General features: G+C 32.7%; 5 protein-coding genes. 3 read left to right on the top strand and 2 right to left on the bottom strand.

Features of this window, described 5'->3' with window-relative positions; all coding sequences use genetic code 11:
* Nucleotides 1-18 precede the first annotated feature (18 nt).
* Together QM536_02385 and QM536_02380 are read left to right on the top strand one after the other, a co-directional pair.
* Entirely contained in the window at nt 19-558 is a 540-nt protein-coding gene (locus QM536_02385) for a hypothetical protein (protein MDI9355859.1), read from the top strand.
* 6 nt (nt 559-564) lie between these two features.
* On the top strand, nt 565-2,190 hold the full coding sequence (locus QM536_02380) for a CTP synthase (protein ID MDI9355858.1): 1,626 nt from the start codon (nt 565-567) through the stop codon (nt 2,188-2,190).
* 445 nt (nt 2,191-2,635) lie between these two features.
* Here the strand turns inward: QM536_02380 and QM536_02375 are convergent, their stop codons facing one another.
* Complete coding sequence (locus QM536_02375; protein ID MDI9355857.1) at nt 2,636-5,674, bottom strand: tetratricopeptide repeat protein; 3,039 nt, start codon at nt 5,672-5,674, stop codon at nt 2,636-2,638.
* Nucleotides 5,675-5,756: 82 nt separating this feature from the next.
* Nucleotides 5,757-6,914 carry a glycosyltransferase family 1 protein gene (locus tag QM536_02370; protein ID MDI9355856.1) on the bottom strand — a complete coding sequence of 386 codons (1,158 nt, stop codon included), beginning with the start codon at nt 6,912-6,914 and terminating at the stop codon, nt 5,757-5,759.
* A gap of 307 nt (nt 6,915-7,221) precedes the next feature.
* Between QM536_02370 and QM536_02365 the strand changes: the two genes are divergently transcribed.
* Nucleotides 7,222-19,647 (top strand): gliding motility-associated C-terminal domain-containing protein, encoded by a 12,426-nt coding sequence (locus QM536_02365; protein ID MDI9355855.1) that lies wholly within the window; start codon nt 7,222-7,224, stop codon nt 19,645-19,647.
* The last annotated feature ends 1 nt before the right edge of the window (nt 19,648 follow it).

The following is a 19,648-nucleotide window of genomic DNA, read 5'->3' as shown; positions in this document are numbered from 1 at the left end:
AATGATGAGAATTATATAATGATGGAAATAATACATAATAAATCACAAGAAATAAACAATGTAAATTATACAGATAGTTACAATATGCTTATGAGAAAAAAACTATTGATACCTATAATTTGTTTTTTTATATCGGGTTGCAAAAAAAATACCGAAGAAACAAAAGTATATTCTTATGATTTGTTTGCATTTGGAATATCTTATGGCTTTTGTATAAAGGAATGTGCTACTTTTTTTGCCCTTATAGATGGAAAATTATACCCCGATAATGTTAGTCGTTATAAAAAAGACAGTATAGAGTTCAAAGCAGAATCTTTGCCTCATGAAAAATACCTCATAGCTCAAAAACTCATAGAAGAAATACCCGCGTATTTAAGAAATAACCCAAATCAAGTTATCGGATGCCCGGATTGCTTAGACCAAGGAGTAGTATCACTCCTGACAAAAAAAGATGGCATTTTGCAATATTGGGATATAGACCCTTTTGTAGAAAATCAACCGATAGAAATAAGAAGTTATGTAAAAAACGTAACAGATATTATAAAACAATTAGAATAAACAACTATGCTATTAGAAAACACAAAGAGTACAAAGTATATTTTTATAACGGGAGGAGTCACCTCTTCCTTAGGAAAGGGAATTATAGCTGCATCTTTAGCAAAGCTATTACAAGAGAGGGGATTATCGGTGACTATTCAAAAGTTTGACCCTTATATCAATATAGATCCGGGAACTTTGAATCCTATAGAACATGGGGAATGCTTTGTGACAGAAGATGGAGCAGAAACAGACCTAGATTTGGGGCATTATGAGAGATTTCTCAATATTTATACCTCTCAAGCAAATAATATTACCACAGGGCGAATCTATTATAATGTGATTCAAAAAGAAAGAAATGGTTATTACAAAGGAAAGACCGTGCAGGTGGTTCCTCATATTACAGATGAGATAAAAGAGCATTTTTTTAAGCTGGGGAATCAGAATAAATACGATATTATTATCACAGAAATAGGCGGAACTGTTGGAGATATTGAGTCATTACCATTTATAGAGGCAGTTCGGCAGGCAAAGCACGAATTGGGAGGAAAAAATTGTGTTTGCATACATCTTACTCTTGTTCCTTATCTCATTGCAACAGGAGAATTAAAAACAAAACCTACTCAGCACTCTGTAAAAGCATTATTAGAGTTAGGGATACAGCCCGATATACTGGTTTGTAGGACAGAAGAACATCATTTGAACGAAGAGATAAGAAAAAAAATCGCCCTTTTTGGAAATGTTCCCAATGACTGTGTTATAGAAGCAATAAATGTAGAAACTATTTATGACGTGCCTCTTTTAATGCAAAGAGAAAAGTTAGACAAAAGAGTTTTAGAAAAACTTTATATAGATACAAATACAGAAATTCGTATGGAAGCATGGGAATCTTTTGTCAATACCCTTAAAAATTACAAGTGTGAAATAAAAATAGCCCTTATTGGAAAGTATGTCCAACTGAAAGATTCCTATAAGTCCATTTCAGAATCTTTGATACACGGAGGGGTTGCTCATAATTGTAGGGTCAATATTGTATGGATTCATTCTGAAGAGATAGATACAAAGAATATTCACAACCAGCTGCAATCTTGTAACGGAATCTTAGTAGCACCTGGCTTTGGAGAGAGGGGATGGGAAGGAAAACTATTAGCAGTGCAGTATGCTCGCGAACATAAAATTCCTTTTTTAGGAATATGTCTTGGTTTTCAAAGTGCTGTGGTGGAATTTGCGAGAAATATTTTGCTTTTACCCGATGCAAGCTCTACAGAAATGAACGAGGATACGAAAAATCCGGTTATAAATCTTATGGAAGAGCAAAAAAAAGTAAAGCAACTAGGTGGGACTATGCGTTTGGGAGCTTATAACTGTACTATAAAGAGGGGAACAAAAACATATCATATATATAAAAACGCAGATATTATTTCCGAAAGACATAGGCATCGTTATGAATTCAATAATGCGTATAGTGATATGTTTGAAAAAGCGGGATTTATAATAACAGGAAAAAATGAAGAGATGGGTTTAGTGGAAATAATGGAATTACAAGGTCATCCATGGTTTATTGGCTGTCAATTTCACCCCGAATTAAAAAGTACAGTACTCAATCCTCATCCACTTTTTGTAGATTTTGTGAGGGCTTGTCTTGAACTATGAATTATTTTATACTTCGTGTCTTTTGTGTAAATTTAAAAAAACAAATATACCGCAAAGACACAATGCACTGTGTCTCCCCATGTAATAATAAACGACCCCTTTCCTTAAAAAGAGGAGATTCAGAATTATTAAACGAGAGTGTCCGAAAAGTCGCTTTTAGCACGTTTGTAGTTTTGTAACTCTTTGATTATCAATAGGTTTAAAATTACATATGTAAGACTGTTGCGAAACGATAATTCTATATGCAATAAATCTCTGATTTTAAGGGATTTAGGGGAAAATTTATGTAAAAATAAGACGTGTTTTTTAGTTTCGCAACGGTCTTTTATAATGTTAAAGTATTTGTTTAAAACATAATAAAAAATAATTAAAAAACTTCTCTTTGTTAATGAATAAAGTTGAATAAATAATTGGTATACTTTTCTATTAAGGTTTAAAAACTGTGTTATTTTATATGGGTATTGACAGTATCTTTTTGGAGTATGGTATCGGTTTCTTTTCTTTCAATAAGAATCATTTTGTCCATCGCTTGTTTTTTTATTTCTTCGAGGGGAGATTTTTTTATAATAGATTGCAGAGTTGCTTTTGCTTGAAAGAGTTCCTGCATTTCTATGTAGTTATCAGCCATTAAAAGAAAGGATTTTCCTAACCAATATTCATAATAAGAGAAGTTTTTTTTGAAATCAAAAAGAATATCCAAAGAGGATTTGTATTTTTTTTGATGGAAAAAGATGAGAGCAATATAGTACTGGGCTTCGGCTGCATATATATCTTTTGCTTCGTTCAGAAGATTAATAAATTCATCGGTAGCAGCGGGATAATTTTTGGTTTCAAAAAAAACCTTTCCTCTGTATAAGACGGCTTGATTATGAGCATTAATAGTTATTTTATCATCCCCAAGGATAGCACCTGCATAAAGAAGCGTAGAGTCATATTCTGCAAGCATAAAATACGTTCTCATAATGCCTTCTCGTGCTATAAATTTCTCTTTTTTATTTTGAGCAATAGATATGAGTTTTTTAAAATAGATAAGGGCGGAAAGATAATTTTTTTTGTATAATTCTATTTCTGCAATTCGTGGTATGCATCTATTGAGAAAAAGAGGATTGGGAGAAGTCTCTATTTCTGTATATATTTTAAAAGCATTTTCAAAGTCGTGTAGTCGAAAATAACTTTCTGCTCTGTAATAAGCGGCTTCGGGTAGATATTTGCTATTGGAATAGGTAGTAGCGAATATAGAAAAAAGAGAAGCTGCGTCAGTATATTTTTCTTGGAAATAGGCATTTTTTGCTCTTTCAAACTCCACACTTTCTATGGTGCTATTAGTAGCATTATTTGTTTTATATATGGCTATGGCTTTGTCTAATTCTTCATTTTTATTGAGAGTTTGGTATATTTTTTGTAAACCCAATAATGCACTTTGAGAGAGTAGGTGGTTGGGATATTTGGTAAGAATTGTTTTATAATCTTCTCCCGCTTTTTCGTATTCTAAATTATTAGAAAAACAGGTGGCTCTTTTTATGAGAGCATAAGGAATAAAAGAGCTTTGGGAGTATGTATCAATAAAATCGGTAAAGAGTTTTTGAGCAATGGGATACTTGCCCGACTCAAATTGCATTTGTGCTATTTCAAAGGATGCGTCGTCTACATAATTTGATTCAGGCATTTCTTGTATAAGTTTTTTGAGCATTTGTTCTGCTTCTTCTTTTTTGTCTAATAAAACGAATAAAATCCCTTGTTGAAAAAGAATATAATCTATTTCTTTGGCATTTTCTTTTTTTGCTTTTTCATAGAATGCAGATGCTTTTTCATACTCTTTCATTGTATAATAGCAGTCTGCTATGCGAGTAGTAACTTCGGAGGTATTTTCATTTTGAGAATTATTTTTATATGAGAGAAAAAAAGAGAGGGCTTCGCTGTATTTTTTTTGGTTGTAAAGAGCATAACCGATTCCGTAATAAAAATGATACAAAAAACGAGTTTTTTTTTGGATATGAGTAGAAGCATTGCGGTAGTATTGTTCTGCCAGAGGATAATCTAAAAGCACACTGTATGATTCTCCTATCCAAAAGTAAGAATCAAATACCAAGAGAGAATCTAGAGGGTATTGGAGTGAGTTTTTGAAGTGTTGGATAGCATTTTCTACGTTTTCATTATTATATTCTTCTATTCCTTTCAAAAAAGAAGTTTTTTGATATGCTTTTTTAATCCTATCGGTTTTCAATGACACAGATTCAAAATAGGAAATTGCTTTATTATAATCATTTACGAGGATGTATACTTCGGGTAGGAGATGGTTTATTTCTTCTAAATGAGAGGAGGCAGGGAATGACTTTTGAAAAAATAATAATCTATCTATAGCGGTTGTGTATTCCCCTATTTCTATGTAGTTTTGAATGAGTTTCAGATGGGCTAATTCTTGAATTTCTTTATTGTATGGATAAGAAGATGCTTTTTCAAAAGCACTGATACTAAATGGTTTGTTATTATTTTTATAATAGAGTTCTCCTAAATAATAAGAGCTGAGTTGGGCTAATGTGTCTGTTTCTAATGCTACGTATTTAAAATTTTCGACTGCCTGCTCATAGTTTTCTGTGTAATAGTAGGAAAGCGAAATTCTATATAAGAGAGATGCTGTTGGTTTTTTGTCTAATTTTTTCATGTATCTCTCGTAATACTTGAGAGCGTTTTGATAATCTTTGGTGTCAAAATACGCATGGGCAACGATGAGAGATATTTCGTGGGGATTTTTAGATTCTTTTTTTTCGTACACAAATGGGGTAGCGTATTCTATGCAAGAGTTGTACTTTTTTTGAACATAGAGAATGCCCGATATCATTTCGGGAACGATTCTTTTATATCCTTCGCAAGTATCTATTTGTTGCAAATAGGATAGAGATTGCTCGTATTTATTTTGGTGATACACAATGTAGCCGCTGTAATAGAGGGAGGGTATTTTGAATTCGCTTTCTTCCGTTGTAAGCAAAAGAAACAGGGAAAGTGCTTTTTCAAATTCTTTTTGATAAAAGAGAGAATATGCGTATTGAAACGAGTATAATTCTGCTGCCTCTGGGGATAAAAGGTTTTTATTTACTAATTGGTAATATTTACATGCATTGGAATAATCTTGATCTTGGTAATATTTGTGTGCCAGATCTAAAGTAAGTTTTTGAGCAAGGGGATTTTCTGTATTGGTTTCTATAAAAAGAATACTTTTTTTTTCTCCATCCGAATGGAACAGTTTCAAAGAAGTAGAAGCATAATAGTATTCCATTACTGCTCTTTCTGATGGGGGAAGGTATTGTTGCAGAACGTTTTCAAAAATGAGATATGCTGCGGAATAGTTTTTAGTATGGTAAAGTGCTTTTCCTGTTTCTATGGATCTATTTGTGTTTTTTTCTGATACAGGGGTTTGGGCAAAGCAAGAAAAGGATACATATATCTGTATTAAGCAAAGAATAACTATAATTTTGTTTGTTTTCATAAATAAAAGTGAATAGTTTTATAAAAAAGTATGATTTGAGTATGAAATGAAAATGTAGCAAGAATAGAAAAAGTACACAATTTTATGTGTTTTGATGGAGATATTCGTATATTTTATGAACAGATTTTGCGCATTCTAATCGAGAGAATTTTTGAGCGTAGAGTATCCCCTTTTGTATGCACTGTTCTCTGAGGGATTTCTCTTTTGTTATTCTTAAAAGAGCATCTGCAAGGTCTTCTTTTTCAAGGGGGTTAATAAAGAGAGAAGCATCACCGACCACTTCGGGAAGAGAGGAAGTATTACTGCAAATAATAGGAATCTTACTCCACATTGCTTCTAGGAGAGGTATCCCAAATCCTTCAAAAAAAGAAGGGTATATCATACAGAGTGCTTGTTGGTAGATAGCAGGGAAGTCCGAAGAATCTAATAATCCTGAGTATCTACTCATGATAGGATCTTCAGAGAGAAAGATAACTCTTTGTTCCATATTATTTTTTTTGAGGAATTGCTTCACTTTTTCTTTATAAGATGTTCCATTTCCTATCACTACTAAGGGAATCTGGTTTACATCTTCTCTTATTTTTAATGCCTGACAGAGAAGCAGTAAATTTTTTCTCTCTGTAATAGAACCCACATAGAGAAAAAATCTATCGGGTAAAGAGTATTTTTTTTTTATGTATTCTTTTGTAGTAGTGTCTACTTCTTTTTCAAAAAGAGGATTACAACTTTGATAGCATGTATGTATTTTATTGGGATGTATACCGTATATGTTTTGTATGTCTGCTTTGGTCTGTTGGCTCACAGCGATGATGCTATGAGCATTCTTGCATGCATATTTAAATTTTTTTCTGTATATAAGAACGTCTATGGGATTAAAATACTGGGGAAATCGTTCAAAAATGAGGTCATGAATGGTTACCACTGTTTTCATTTTTGTTTCTATACCAAAGGGAATTTCATTGCTCAGTCCGTGAAATATATCTGTTTTTTGTTTTTCCAACATATCACTGACCCATTTTATTCTCCAAAGGGAAGGAAATAATTTTTCCGCTCCATGATGCGGAGTCATATTTTGGATAGAGGGATGATGTATACTATATTTTGTACTCATCTTGGGGGTGCATAGTATATATTCGTTTTTAGGAAAATATTCTGCTAATGAGGAAACGAGAGTTCGGCTGTAATGTCCCAGACCTGTATTATTGTGGTATAATCTTTTCGCATCAAATGCTATTTTCATTTTTTTATTTATGAGAGTGTGGTACTTTCTCCAAATTCATTTTTAGAACTTTCCTTAAACCTTAAAATACAAATGCAGAAAAAAAAGAATATATTTCTTTTTTTTATAAAAGAAACATATATTTATAGTTTTATTGTATAAAAAATGAAAAAATATATTATTTTTTTTAATATATATATTTTTTAAACAAAAAGTATTATTTATGTATAAAAAATGTAACTATTTACATTTCATAATTTAACAGAGTAAATACAATTTTATTTATAATATTTCAAATATCACTTAATAACTTAATTACAGATACGCAATGAGGACTAAAATACTACTTTTATTATTAACAATAGGAATAACAAATTTTTTATATGCTCAGGTTCCCAGTTCTTACAATAACTACACTCGTTTAGGAAATAATGGGCTTACTTTTAATAATATTGTTCAGCCCGGACAACCGGAAAATAATGCGGTTCAATTTTCTACTAGATGTTATCAATTATCAGATGGGAGTGCTAATGCGGGAGAATTTACAAGGGTTTGGTTTCCTTCTACGGTAGATTTATCATCTGCATTCCGAGTTGATTTTACCTTTCATACAGGTGATCAAGGCTCATTAGCTGGGGAGGGTTTTGCCTTCGTGATACAAGGAGACAACAGAGGAACAGATGCTATAAGTGATAAGCCGTACGCATTCGGAACGGGAACTTTACAAAATTCAAAAATATCTCCCTCTATTAATTTAGAATTTGATTTGTACCAAGGTCAGAATGCCTGTACTCAATTAGAACCATCATACGATCATGCGGCTCTTTTTTATAATGGAAATGTTTGTTCTCCTGAAAATTTGAATACTCCATCAGGAAATGTGACTACTGCTCGTCTTCATCCTACTAAGAATGATATATCTGATGGGACTTGTTATGCGGCTACTATCGTTTGGATACCTAATGGAGGAGGATCTCATACCTTAGAACTCTATATAAATGGTGGATTGGTATTAAAAAAAACAGGAAACATAACTAATGAATCCGGTTTTTCAAGTTCTCAATTAGCAGCAGCAAATATCGGATTTATTGCGACTCAAAATACCAATATAACAAGTGTTCAAACCATTTGTTTAGAAACAAATGCTACTGTTTCTGCTACAAATGATTCTTATAATGTGAATGCCGATACCACAATATCTTTACCTGTATTAAAAAATGACATAAATACACTTGCTACCTACCTTACTCAGATAACAACTCCTCCAAGTAATGGTTCTGTGAGTATTGTGGGAGATTCATTGGTCTATGTTCCTAATATATATTTTTCCGGTAAAGATTCACTCCAATATCAGATATGTGATGTTCCTGATGGGACGAGTTGTTTTGGAAAATGTGATACTGCTTGGGTAAATATAAATGTAGGATGTAAAAAATTTAATCTTAAAAAATTAAAAATAAGTAACAACTATAAATGTGATAATACCAAACCCAATAATGGCTCTGCAAAATTATGGATTGAAAAATACTCAGGTGGAAAAACTGTATTATGGGAGCAGAATTTTGATACAGAAGCAAACAATGCACAAAACAGTACAAACAGTACTACAGAAAATATATGGGGGGTTTTTAAAAATAATGCTGCATCAGCAAAAATTAATTCCCTCAACGGTAATAAATTTATAGAAATAATCAATACTAATAGTGATATAACGAACACAAACAACAGTACTTCTACTGATGCCACTGTATTACATTTAGGAACTTCCTATAATGGTTCTTCTTGGAGTAATACCAATAATCTTACAGGTAGAATCATTACTAACGAAGCGAAATCAGATGTGACAGTGAGTTTAATCATACGAGCCTTAGGAAGTTTTGAGACAGAAGATAGATTTGAGGTATGGGTTTCTCGAAACGGGGAAGATTTTTCTAATACATTATGTAATGGGACTTGCCCAAAAGTATCGGGAAACTTTGGAACTTACAACAATTCATTTACTATCACACCTACTACTTCTGCTTCTCTTGATGATATAATAATACAAATCAGATTTTTTTCTAATGAAAATACGGAAAAATTTAGAGTAGAGTATGCAAAAATAGAAGGGACAGCCCCTCTCATTAAAGAAGAAACAACCGATGGTTATGATTTTAATTGGTATTATGCAAATAACACCAATGTAGAATCTATTATATTAGGACATACTGCTACTTCTATGAAAGATTCTCTTTATACAGTACTAGTCCAAAAACAAAATACTAATTGTTCCCAATCTGATACACTGCTCATCAAAAAAATAACAAATAATCCTTATTTTCAACTAAAAGAAACTCATCCTCTGACCAATTGTGCCAACCCTGATGGAGAGTTACAAGTATCTATTTATAACTCTTCCCTTGATACCGCTACAACACTACCTGTTACAGATTATGAAATTAACTGGTATTACGATTTAGAACAAATATCATACGGATCTAAAGCTACTTCCTTGAGTGCATTTCCTTATAAAGTTATCGTAAAAAATAATATATCAGGATGCCAATCTGAAAAATCAAAAACTGTAACGTCTACACAAACAATACCCGTCATTACAGCCAATGTAACACAACACATAACCAGTTGTGTTAACCCAAATTCAGGAATAATAGAAGCACAATCTTTAGGAGTTAATGGTAATCTTGATTATAAATGGTATTCGGGAACACAACAAGAAGACGAGTTTATAATAGCAGGAGAAAGTAATAATATTCTGACAAATAGACGCTCTGGAAACTATATATGCGTTGGAATAAACGCATCTAATTGTGAATCCCTTCCTATACCGTTACAGATAAGAGATAGCACGGATAGACCATCGTTTTCACTCTCTCATACAAATAATACTTTTTGTGTTGGACAAAATGTACTTCTTGGAAATGGGAGCATTACAGCACAAGTTTTAACACGCACATCAAAAAACTACACATATAATTTTTATAGAGGACTTTCCGATGTACTGTCGCTTCCCATACCAAATCAAAATACGGGTTATTTAAAGAATACTCTTTTAGCGGCTCCACCCGGTAGATACACAGTCAAAGTTACAGAAGATTCCAGTGGTTGCTCTTCTACAGATACCACCAGCATTAGAGATCTTAGTACCCCCCCATACCCTATGGACACAAATCACATCAGACGAAATAATAATACCAGTTGTGATATCTTCAATAAAAATGGAATGTTAGATGCATCTAATGCTTTACAAATTTTTGATAGTATAAAAATATTTTCTCAACCCATAGGAATAGATTATAAAAATAATAATAGTAATGGAGGATTTAATTTTCCTCTTATGTCTCTCGATGGGGATAATATTCAAGAAATATCGGTGAGTAACCTTACTGAGTGGTTATCTCCAAAAGGTACTATTACTTACCTAAGAGACGGGAATGCTTTAGGAATAGACCCATACCGTCATACCAACACAAACAGTCAATTTATAAAGGTAAATGATTCTATAGTGTATTACGATATTATTACATCGCCTGGCAGTAAATTTGAATGGAAACTCGCATATACTCAGACGATAGGTTTAGATTATTTGTTAATAAAGATAGGTAGCCCCTCTTCTGCAAATTTTGAAAAACAATTACAATCTGTTGATGCATGGGAAAAAGACAGTGGTTTCTACGTTGTTCCTGAAGGTCAATACGTAACAAGATTTATTTTAGAATCACAAAAAACATTAGTCGGAGAAATACCCGATGACAACACAAGAGGATCTTTTGTGGATGCTGTTTCTTTTAAATTTATAGAATATCTCAATAATGGAAATACTAAATTATCCGACTTTAGAATATATAAAGGAAATCCTACTATTTTAGTGAGAGATAATACTATTGTTCCTGATTATGGTTCTTTAGATGGAATATTTCATACCTTACAAAATGGAAGATATTCCTTTTTATATAGAAATAATATTACCGGATGCCAAACAAACCCTTATATATTTGATATAAAAACAGAACTAGATACTCCTCAAATATCATTCAGAAAAACAAATCACACCTCCTGCTCAATCCCCAATGGAAGTATTACTCTAAAAATACAAGCACAAAACGATAACGCAACTACCCAATACTCTATTAGACTAACAGCCCCCAATGGAACCGATACAACAGTGGTAGCATATTATAATCCAGATAGCATAGCGACCATTTACACCTTTCAAAAACTCAATGGAACTGTTCAATATAGTATTACAGCAATAAACCAATCCAGCAAATGCTCTACCACCCCTATTAATGTTACTATTCTGAAAGACGATCAAATAATTAGATTCTTACCACATAAAATCTCTAAAAATACATCTTGCGATATAAATTCTTTTAATGGAAAAATAAAAATATTCATAAGACCCAGTCCCGAAATATCTAATGACATTTCTCATTATACAATAAATTGGTACAATCCTCAATTGAATAATATTTATCCTAATGCATCCTCTATAGTAAGAATAGAAACAGCAGATTCCTTAACACATCTGAATGGAAAATGGAATGGAGCAATGGGAGCTACTTATTATGTAAAAGTAAAATTAAAACCCGAATATGGTGGATGTGAATCCGAATATACTCCTATTACAGTCAGAGACAGTATTATAAATCCTGTACTCAGTACTAATCTCGTAAAAAAAAATAACTCCTGTTTTGGTGGAACACCCACAGGGGTAATATCTGTAAATGTTTTAAATGCTCTTAACAATCCTCATACATATCAATGGGAAAAAGTATCATCTTTCTTGTATTTAGGCGACTCTAACAGATCTGTATTATCAGGATTAGATTCAGGCACCTATAAAGTAAAAGTAACAAATACTTATAATAACTGTATAGATAGCACTAATATTACAGTTGTAAATGAACAAATAAAACCTATCTTGGATTCCATAGTAACCACTCCAAATACAGGATGTACTATTTCCAATGGGAAAATTAACGTTCGACTCCTCTATAATAATACAATCATAACCTCTGATACTAATAATTTTATATTTCAGTGGCGTGAAAACAGTGGTGCAATTATATCTAATACAAAAAACACAGGACAATTAAGAGGTGGTAACTATACTCTTCGTGTCATACATAACGAAACAAAATGCGCATCTGATATTGTAGATGCGTTCTTATTAGATAAATTAAAAAAACCAACCTTCTCAATAAATAGGAAAACAAATTCTATATGCGATACCGCTGTAACTCATAAATTTAATGGAGTTTTAAAAGCAATACCTACTAATGCTCAAAATTCTATTCAAAACTATCAATATAAATGGTATTATGCACAAAATATAGATATAAATAATCCTGAAGTAAATAGAATATCTTCCACCGACCAACAAGCAAATAAACCATATATTCAATCTAATACATTGAATCAAATCCCCACTTCACAGACATATATAGTAAATATAGCAGATAATATAAATGGATGCGACACAACTTTTTTTGTGCTGAATGTTACAGATAGCATCAGATATCCCGAATATACTTCTTTTCAAAATGAAAGTGCCTATCCCGTAAATGTATGTACTCCCAGCCCATTATATCCAAATGGCAGCATTGGACTACAAAATATAGTAAATGGAACAGGAAACTATGATTATCAATGGTACTGGGGAACAACTATTCCCCCACTTTCTTCTAAAAAAATATTTAACGGAGATACTATCACTCACAAAAAAGGATCCGTACGAAGCACAAGTACTACTACAATTGCAACAGTACAAGGAGCAGATACCACGTTTATTCAAAATTTAGATACAGGATATTATACCCTAAGAGTAGTAGATGAAAATACAGGATGCAGAACAAGAGATACCGTCCTCCACGTAACATCAGATAGAGATGCTCTCACCATAGAATTACAAGCAAATACCCTAAAAGATAATACAAACTGCACTCCTATCCTTGCAAACGATAATGCTGAAATAACCTTTGATATTCTGAATGAAATCCCAAATAGAAAATATAATTGGAACTGGTACACGGGTAGTGACATAGTTACAACCCCTATCTGCCAAAGCTGCATTACCCGCAACCTATCAAATATATCCCAAAATACATACACAGTAAAAGTAACAGACAGTGTTACACAGTGTTTCGCTGCCCGATCTACTGTTGTAAAAAAATCTACCCCAAACATAAACTCACAATTGAAAAATAAAACCGCACAACAAGAATGCAACCCACCCGATGGAACTGCTGTTGTAGAAGTTATAAATAACGGATTTACAAACGGAACCCCCATAGGGTACAAACCCGAATACACCTACGAATGGTACTTGGGCGAAATTACTTCTCCTGACCCATCTCAAAAAATTATCCCAAATGGAAGCATAACTCTTTCTAATACCTCTATCCCAAACTCACATATTACACGACCATATACAATTAACTCTGGGATAATATCTATGAGAAACGGAAAAGATTCTTTGATACGATTAGCTGCCGATAAATATACAGTATGGGTAAAAGATAGCACTTCTCGATGTGAAATAATACAACCACTTTTTATAACCATAGATAATAATATACCTCAAAAACCAAATACTATCTTTACAGATAATGGAACAGGAAAAATAAAAAACCAATCTTTTGCATCACCAAATTATACAGTATTAGGAGGAAACATTCCAGGCGATTGTAACACCAACTCAGGAGAAATCCATACCGAAATAAATGGACTACGAAACAATGGAATAGGATATAAGTATCTTTGGTACGAAGGAACGCAAGACAAAACAAAAAATGCTACATCTGATTCCTTATCGCACAATACCCTTGTAACATTTTTACAAACAGGCATCAACTCCTCCCCTCTTCTTTATAGAAAAGACAGCATACTCACATCTAAAACTTTTCTTATATTAGCACAAATCCCCGCAGGAACATACTCCTTATTGATACAAGACCCTATTTCTAGATGTCGTTACCAAGAATCTTTCCAACTCAGATTTTTAGGACAACAAACTACCCAAATAAAATCATTGCAACAAATAGAATCTTGCACAGAAAATGGAAATGCTCTCGTATCCATACAAGATGATACACTAAGTGTAAATACAACCACAAAAAACATGAGTAGATTAGGGTTTGCAACAGGAAGAAATGATGATATAACTACTTTTGACATCTACATATTTAGAAATGGGGTAACACCTTCTACACAAGATAGTGTAGCAAGAGGAATTTTAGTCCCAAAACCTTTTTATTTTAATGGAAAACAATATGCTTTTCCCGCAAAATACATAACAAATGGAACCTTAGGAAATTTTGGAACATTTCAGCATAATTTTACAAATGCATCCCAAACAAATACTCTGCAAGCAATCTCCGCAGGAGATACCACCTTGATAAATAACCTCCCACCAGGGTATTACACAGCAATAGCCCGAAATAAAACAGGAACCCAATGCTGGCACTATGCTGCTACAGATACTATTAAAAATAAAACCTTTGCACCCGTCCTCCAATACTATAATCCAATAGAAAATAATATCTGTAATATAAACACATATACTACCGACGGAAAAATCCAAACAAAAGCCATAAAAATACCAAGTGATAGCACACAACCCGGAAATATAAGATTCCGATGGTATAATACTTTCAACGTTTCTACTACCCAACAAGAATCTGGTGGCTTCTTTAAAAATATTCCTAACACCCCATTAACCCAATGGAACCCATACACCACCGCTTCAGCATCTATAAACACTATTGCAAATGATACATCCTCTTTACTATTCCTCCCACGTGGAAATGCAGATGTATTCCAAAATAACGAATATATAACCGTCATAGATAGAGCTATACCTACTACAAATCTGATATTTGCCACAAATCCACAATTCAGAAAAGGAGAAACACTTATAGCAAATAATGACACCGCTGTCATCCTATCCATTAAAAATAAAAATTCCGCAAACCCAGACACCGTCAACATCTACTTTCAAAAAATAACAGGAACAAATAATTTTACATCAGGAACTCAAGTAAGATCTACTATAACAAATAAACAGAAAAACATCTCATCTGTTATAGCAGAAGTAGATTTCTATAATAACTGTATTTATACCCAAAATATAATAATACCCGCAATAGATCCTTCTAATACCAATCTCTCTAAAGATAGTGTAAGAATAGTAAACCAAACCTACTGCTCACCAGCAAATGGAGAACTCATAATAGAAACAAAATCCCTAAAATCACCCACAAAATACTCTAACGACAGCACTAACTTTTCATTTAGATGGTACCAAAGTAAAACAGAAACTTCCCAAAAAGATCTCTCTTTTACAAACGATAACATAGGGTACTTTGTAAGTGGAATAAATGAAAACCCCTCAGTACTGAATATATTAGCAGAAAATACTGCTCGCATTAAAAATAAAACCGCAGGATATTATTATGTATACGCTGAACATAAAAACACAGGATGCAAAACACAACCCATAGAACTCCAAATCAACCCCAATCTCACCTATCCAAATATTAATATATCTATCGCAAGAAATGATGATTATTGTAAAACAGGGAATAACGGGAATGCAAAAATAAACATCCAATTAACCGCACTTCAAATAAATACAAAATATTTTTATAGATGGTTCAATGGAATAGATTCGCAAAGCCCCAATCTCATCAGATCAGGAAAAATAAACTCTGTCTCCCAAACTATAAATCCAACTACTTCTATTTATACAGACTCATTAATCGGAATAAAAGGAGGAAATACAAGATACTACACTATACAAGTTATAGACTCCCTCGGAAATGGATTAGGATGCTCTTCCGAAGCAACCTTACAAATACCGTCTTTCAATAACCCCATAACTCTATCAAACAGCACCAATTATACTATTACCAATAACACAAACTGCACTTCCGCAACCCCAAACGGTGAAGTAAATATAACAAGTGTAAACCAATATAATACAAATCAACCCACCGGTCCTTACTCTTTCACATGGAGAAAAAATGGAACATCCGTTACCGCTCCATCAATAGTAACAGATAATATTTTTGTAAATAGCAGAATCCAAAGAGCAAACAACGGAACTTATTCTGTAACTGTAAAAAATGATACAACCCAATGCACCCAAGCAATAAGCTTAGGAAGCATTATCAATAATACTCAAAACCCAATATTAAACGTAGCTACCAATACAATATCTACTTTTTGCACAAACTCATATAACGAAGGAGATGCTCAAATACAACTCAACCTTACAGAAAATGGAACAACTATCAATGCTCCTTATTCAGATTATAAAATAAAATGGTATAGAGCAAACACCTCATCAATAAGCGATACTGCCACTCATAAAAATTTATTCATAAGCACAAATAGAGGAAGCACTATCATCAATTCCAATGATACGCTCTCATTAGCACAACTCTCATCAGGATATTATAATATAAAAATTACAAAAAATAAAAATACCCCACATAATGCAGGATGCGAAAATATAAAAAATATTCTTATTAATACATCTCCGAACATATCCCAAATCTCTATACCACCACAACAAGTAACCCCAAACACTATTTGTAACCCCACAGACACTATAGGAAATGGCTCCATCACTTTTACAAACTCAAATATAATACTCAATGGAATCAACGGAAGTATCTCCGACTATAAATGGCACTACTATCCCGTAAATAATACTAATAGAATAGATTCTATCCACATAAACAGAATTATTGGAGAAACCACAAAAACAATAGCAGACCTGCCTACAAATTCATACATCATAAAAACAACAAAACTCACAGGCATAGGAAAATACTGCACAGTGAATAGCACATCTTTACAAATACAAAGCACAGGATCATACCCTACTTTCATAACATCTTCTGTAAAAGATAAAGGATGCGAAGGAGGAGAACCATTAGGGGTAGGAAAAATCAACATAGATACTATAGAAATAACCCCAAATAATACCCCATATACAATAAAATGGTATAAAGGTATAGGCAATGACACCATAAATATAACAAATCTCACAATTAATGACTCAAAAACTATCACAAATCAAGAACAAGGACTCTATACTCTCTCCGTTGTAAATGACCTAAACAACTGCACCACTTCCCTACCAATGTATTTAGAAAAAGATTCTATAAATAATGCTATAGAATTTATAGGAAAAAGAATAAAAAACAACGACGCATGTGTAGTAACAAAAGAAAACGGTACTATCATTATAGATTCACTCAGATTTTCAGGACTATCCGAATACACATACAAAACAATTTCTCCCCGAGACACTTTCGATATATCCCAAAAAAACTTCCGATTTGTTTGGACCAAAGGTAACAATATACCACTTAATGCTTCTCAAATAAATCCCCAATACACAGCATCTAACCTTACAGGCGCAACTTACGGTATAACAGTAACACATATAAAAACAAACTGCGTAAGTTTTATATCCGAACAAATTCAAAATATCCCAACATATCCTAACTTTACCATAGAAAATATAAAAAATGATGAAAGCTGCCTATCAGGAGAAGCAAACGGAATATTAAAAGCTACACTATTAGAAAAAGAAAATGAAAATCACTCCTTCCAATGGAATACCCAAGACGGATTCGAAAGCACAAATACTATACTAAATAACATACCCGCCAACACTTATATTCTTACAACCACAAACAATACAAATGGATGCTCATCAGAACAGAGTACTGTTCTTATAAACAAACAACCACAGCTAACAATAAATCCCGAATATATAGAAAAAAACAATCTCACAATCTGTGAACCCCCAAATGGACTTATTGATATAAAACAAATTCTAAAAGACGGACAAAATGACTCTTTGCAAAATTATATTTATAATATATACTCTTTTTATGATGGTATTCAAAAACTAGAATATACATCTGATACCTCTCTAATAAAGAATTTAAGAAAAGGACAGTATTATTTACAAGCCATCCATAAAAAAGCAAATTGCCCAATAGGATACACCATCCCCATTAACATAAACGATTCCTCTATACAATATCCACAAATTCAAATAAAAAATATAAGACATGTAACAAATTGTAATACATCAAAACCAAATGGAGGAATTCAAGTAGGAACTCTCAACGGAAATATAGGCGATTATAAATACGATTGGTACACAGAATCAGGAAATATCTTTAATTCTAATTTTACAAGTATATCTAATCTAAGTGCGGGAACGTATTCAGTACTTGTTACAGATAAAACCAACGGATGTAGTAGTTCACAACCTTTTGTAATTTTAAATAAAGCAGTTGTAAGATTAAATCTAAATATAGTAAGCTCCTCCCCTAATACCAAATGTAATGAACCTTTTAATGGATTAGTGGTAACTAATATTCTAAATATCCCTCCCGGAAAATCGATTCTAACAGATTATCATATCCTATGGAACCCTCTAGAAAAAGGTATTCCCGTAGGACCTTCTCCAAATGACGTAACTATAGACGCATTTGTATCCAAAGCAACCTATAACGGATATACTCTTTCAAATCTCCCTGGTGGAACATATTATGGAAAAGTATTTGATAAACAAGATATTTATTGTATATCAAATTATGTAACTCTTATTATAAAAGATGAAAAAAAAACTCCTAAAATTGCTATAAAAAAAATAAAACCATTATCTAACTGCCCCCCTAAAAACGGAAACGCACAATTAGATGCCATTATAAAAAATAACGAAAACATTAATCTCTTTTCTTTTGAATGGTACGAAGGAATTCTTCCTCTTAAACAAGACGGTACTTTTAACACAGAACTTTTATCTATTCTACCAAAAATAAGCTCCTCATTATCAGCCAACAATCTATCTCAAAAAAAATATACTCTTATAGTTATTAATAACAGCAGTAAATGCACAAGCATAGATACTACCACAGTAATTTTCAACCCCACCAAAGTATCAAATCCCATCATAAAAAATCATGCAAATAATACACAATGTAAAACCCCAAATGGAAGTGTAGAACTCCAAATCCCACAAAACATAGCACAATATACATTCGATTGGTACAACCAAGAAAACCCCGATCAAATAATATTCTCAGGACAACAAAATAATACCCTAGATTCCGGAAATTATTTCATTAAAACAAATGATAGAATAAGCGGATGCCAATCATTACCAACCTTTTTTAGCATAAATAAAGTTGTTTCTAAACCTATATTTCAAGTAAAAACTAAAAATTCCCAATGCACAAAAGATAACGGAAATGCATCTCTCGTTTTCTCCGAAATAACAGAAATAGACAGCATAATATGGATAAATAAAACCCAAAGTAATACATACAATACCATAGAAATCCCCCAAGCAGCATATGGTAATTATACCGTACAAGTATGGGATAAAAATAAATGCACAAACTCCACCGAATTCACAATAGGAATAGATGTTTTCCCTTACCAAATAATAACTCCTAATAATGACAACCTGAACGATGTGTTCGTAATAGAATGCATAAATCAATACCCAAATAATCAAATAAGTATATATTCCATGTTTACAGGAACACTTGTTTATGAAGAAAAAGGATATAATAATACCGACAAAGTATTTAAAGGAATATCTAATAAAGGGCTGAACATAGGAAATAATGGAAACCTATCAAATGGAACTTATATTTACCATATTGATAAAGGCGATGATTCTTCGGTAGTAACAGGAACTCTCGAAATAGCAAGATAAT

Source organism: Chitinophagaceae bacterium (genome assembly GCA_030053935.1).
In the GTDB taxonomy this organism is placed as follows: Bacteria; Bacteroidota; Bacteroidia; order Cytophagales; family JASGCU01; genus JASGCU01.
This window is presented reverse-complemented; position numbering and strand designations above follow the sequence as displayed.

What these genes read in the sequence shown, in the direction of transcription:
- QM536_02385 (MDI9355859.1), top strand. Translation starts at nt 19, where the DNA reads ATGATGGAAATAATACATAATAAATCACAAGAAATAAACAATGTAAAT.
- QM536_02380 (MDI9355858.1), top strand. Translation starts at nt 565, where the DNA reads ATGCTATTAGAAAACACAAAGAGTACAAAGTATATTTTTATAACGGGA.
- QM536_02375 (MDI9355857.1), bottom strand. Translation starts at nt 5,674, where the DNA reads ATGAAAACAAACAAAATTATAGTTATTCTTTGCTTAATACAGATATAT.
- QM536_02370 (MDI9355856.1), bottom strand. Translation starts at nt 6,914, where the DNA reads ATGAAAATAGCATTTGATGCGAAAAGATTATACCACAATAATACAGGT.
- QM536_02365 (MDI9355855.1), top strand. Translation starts at nt 7,222, where the DNA reads ATGAGGACTAAAATACTACTTTTATTATTAACAATAGGAATAACAAAT.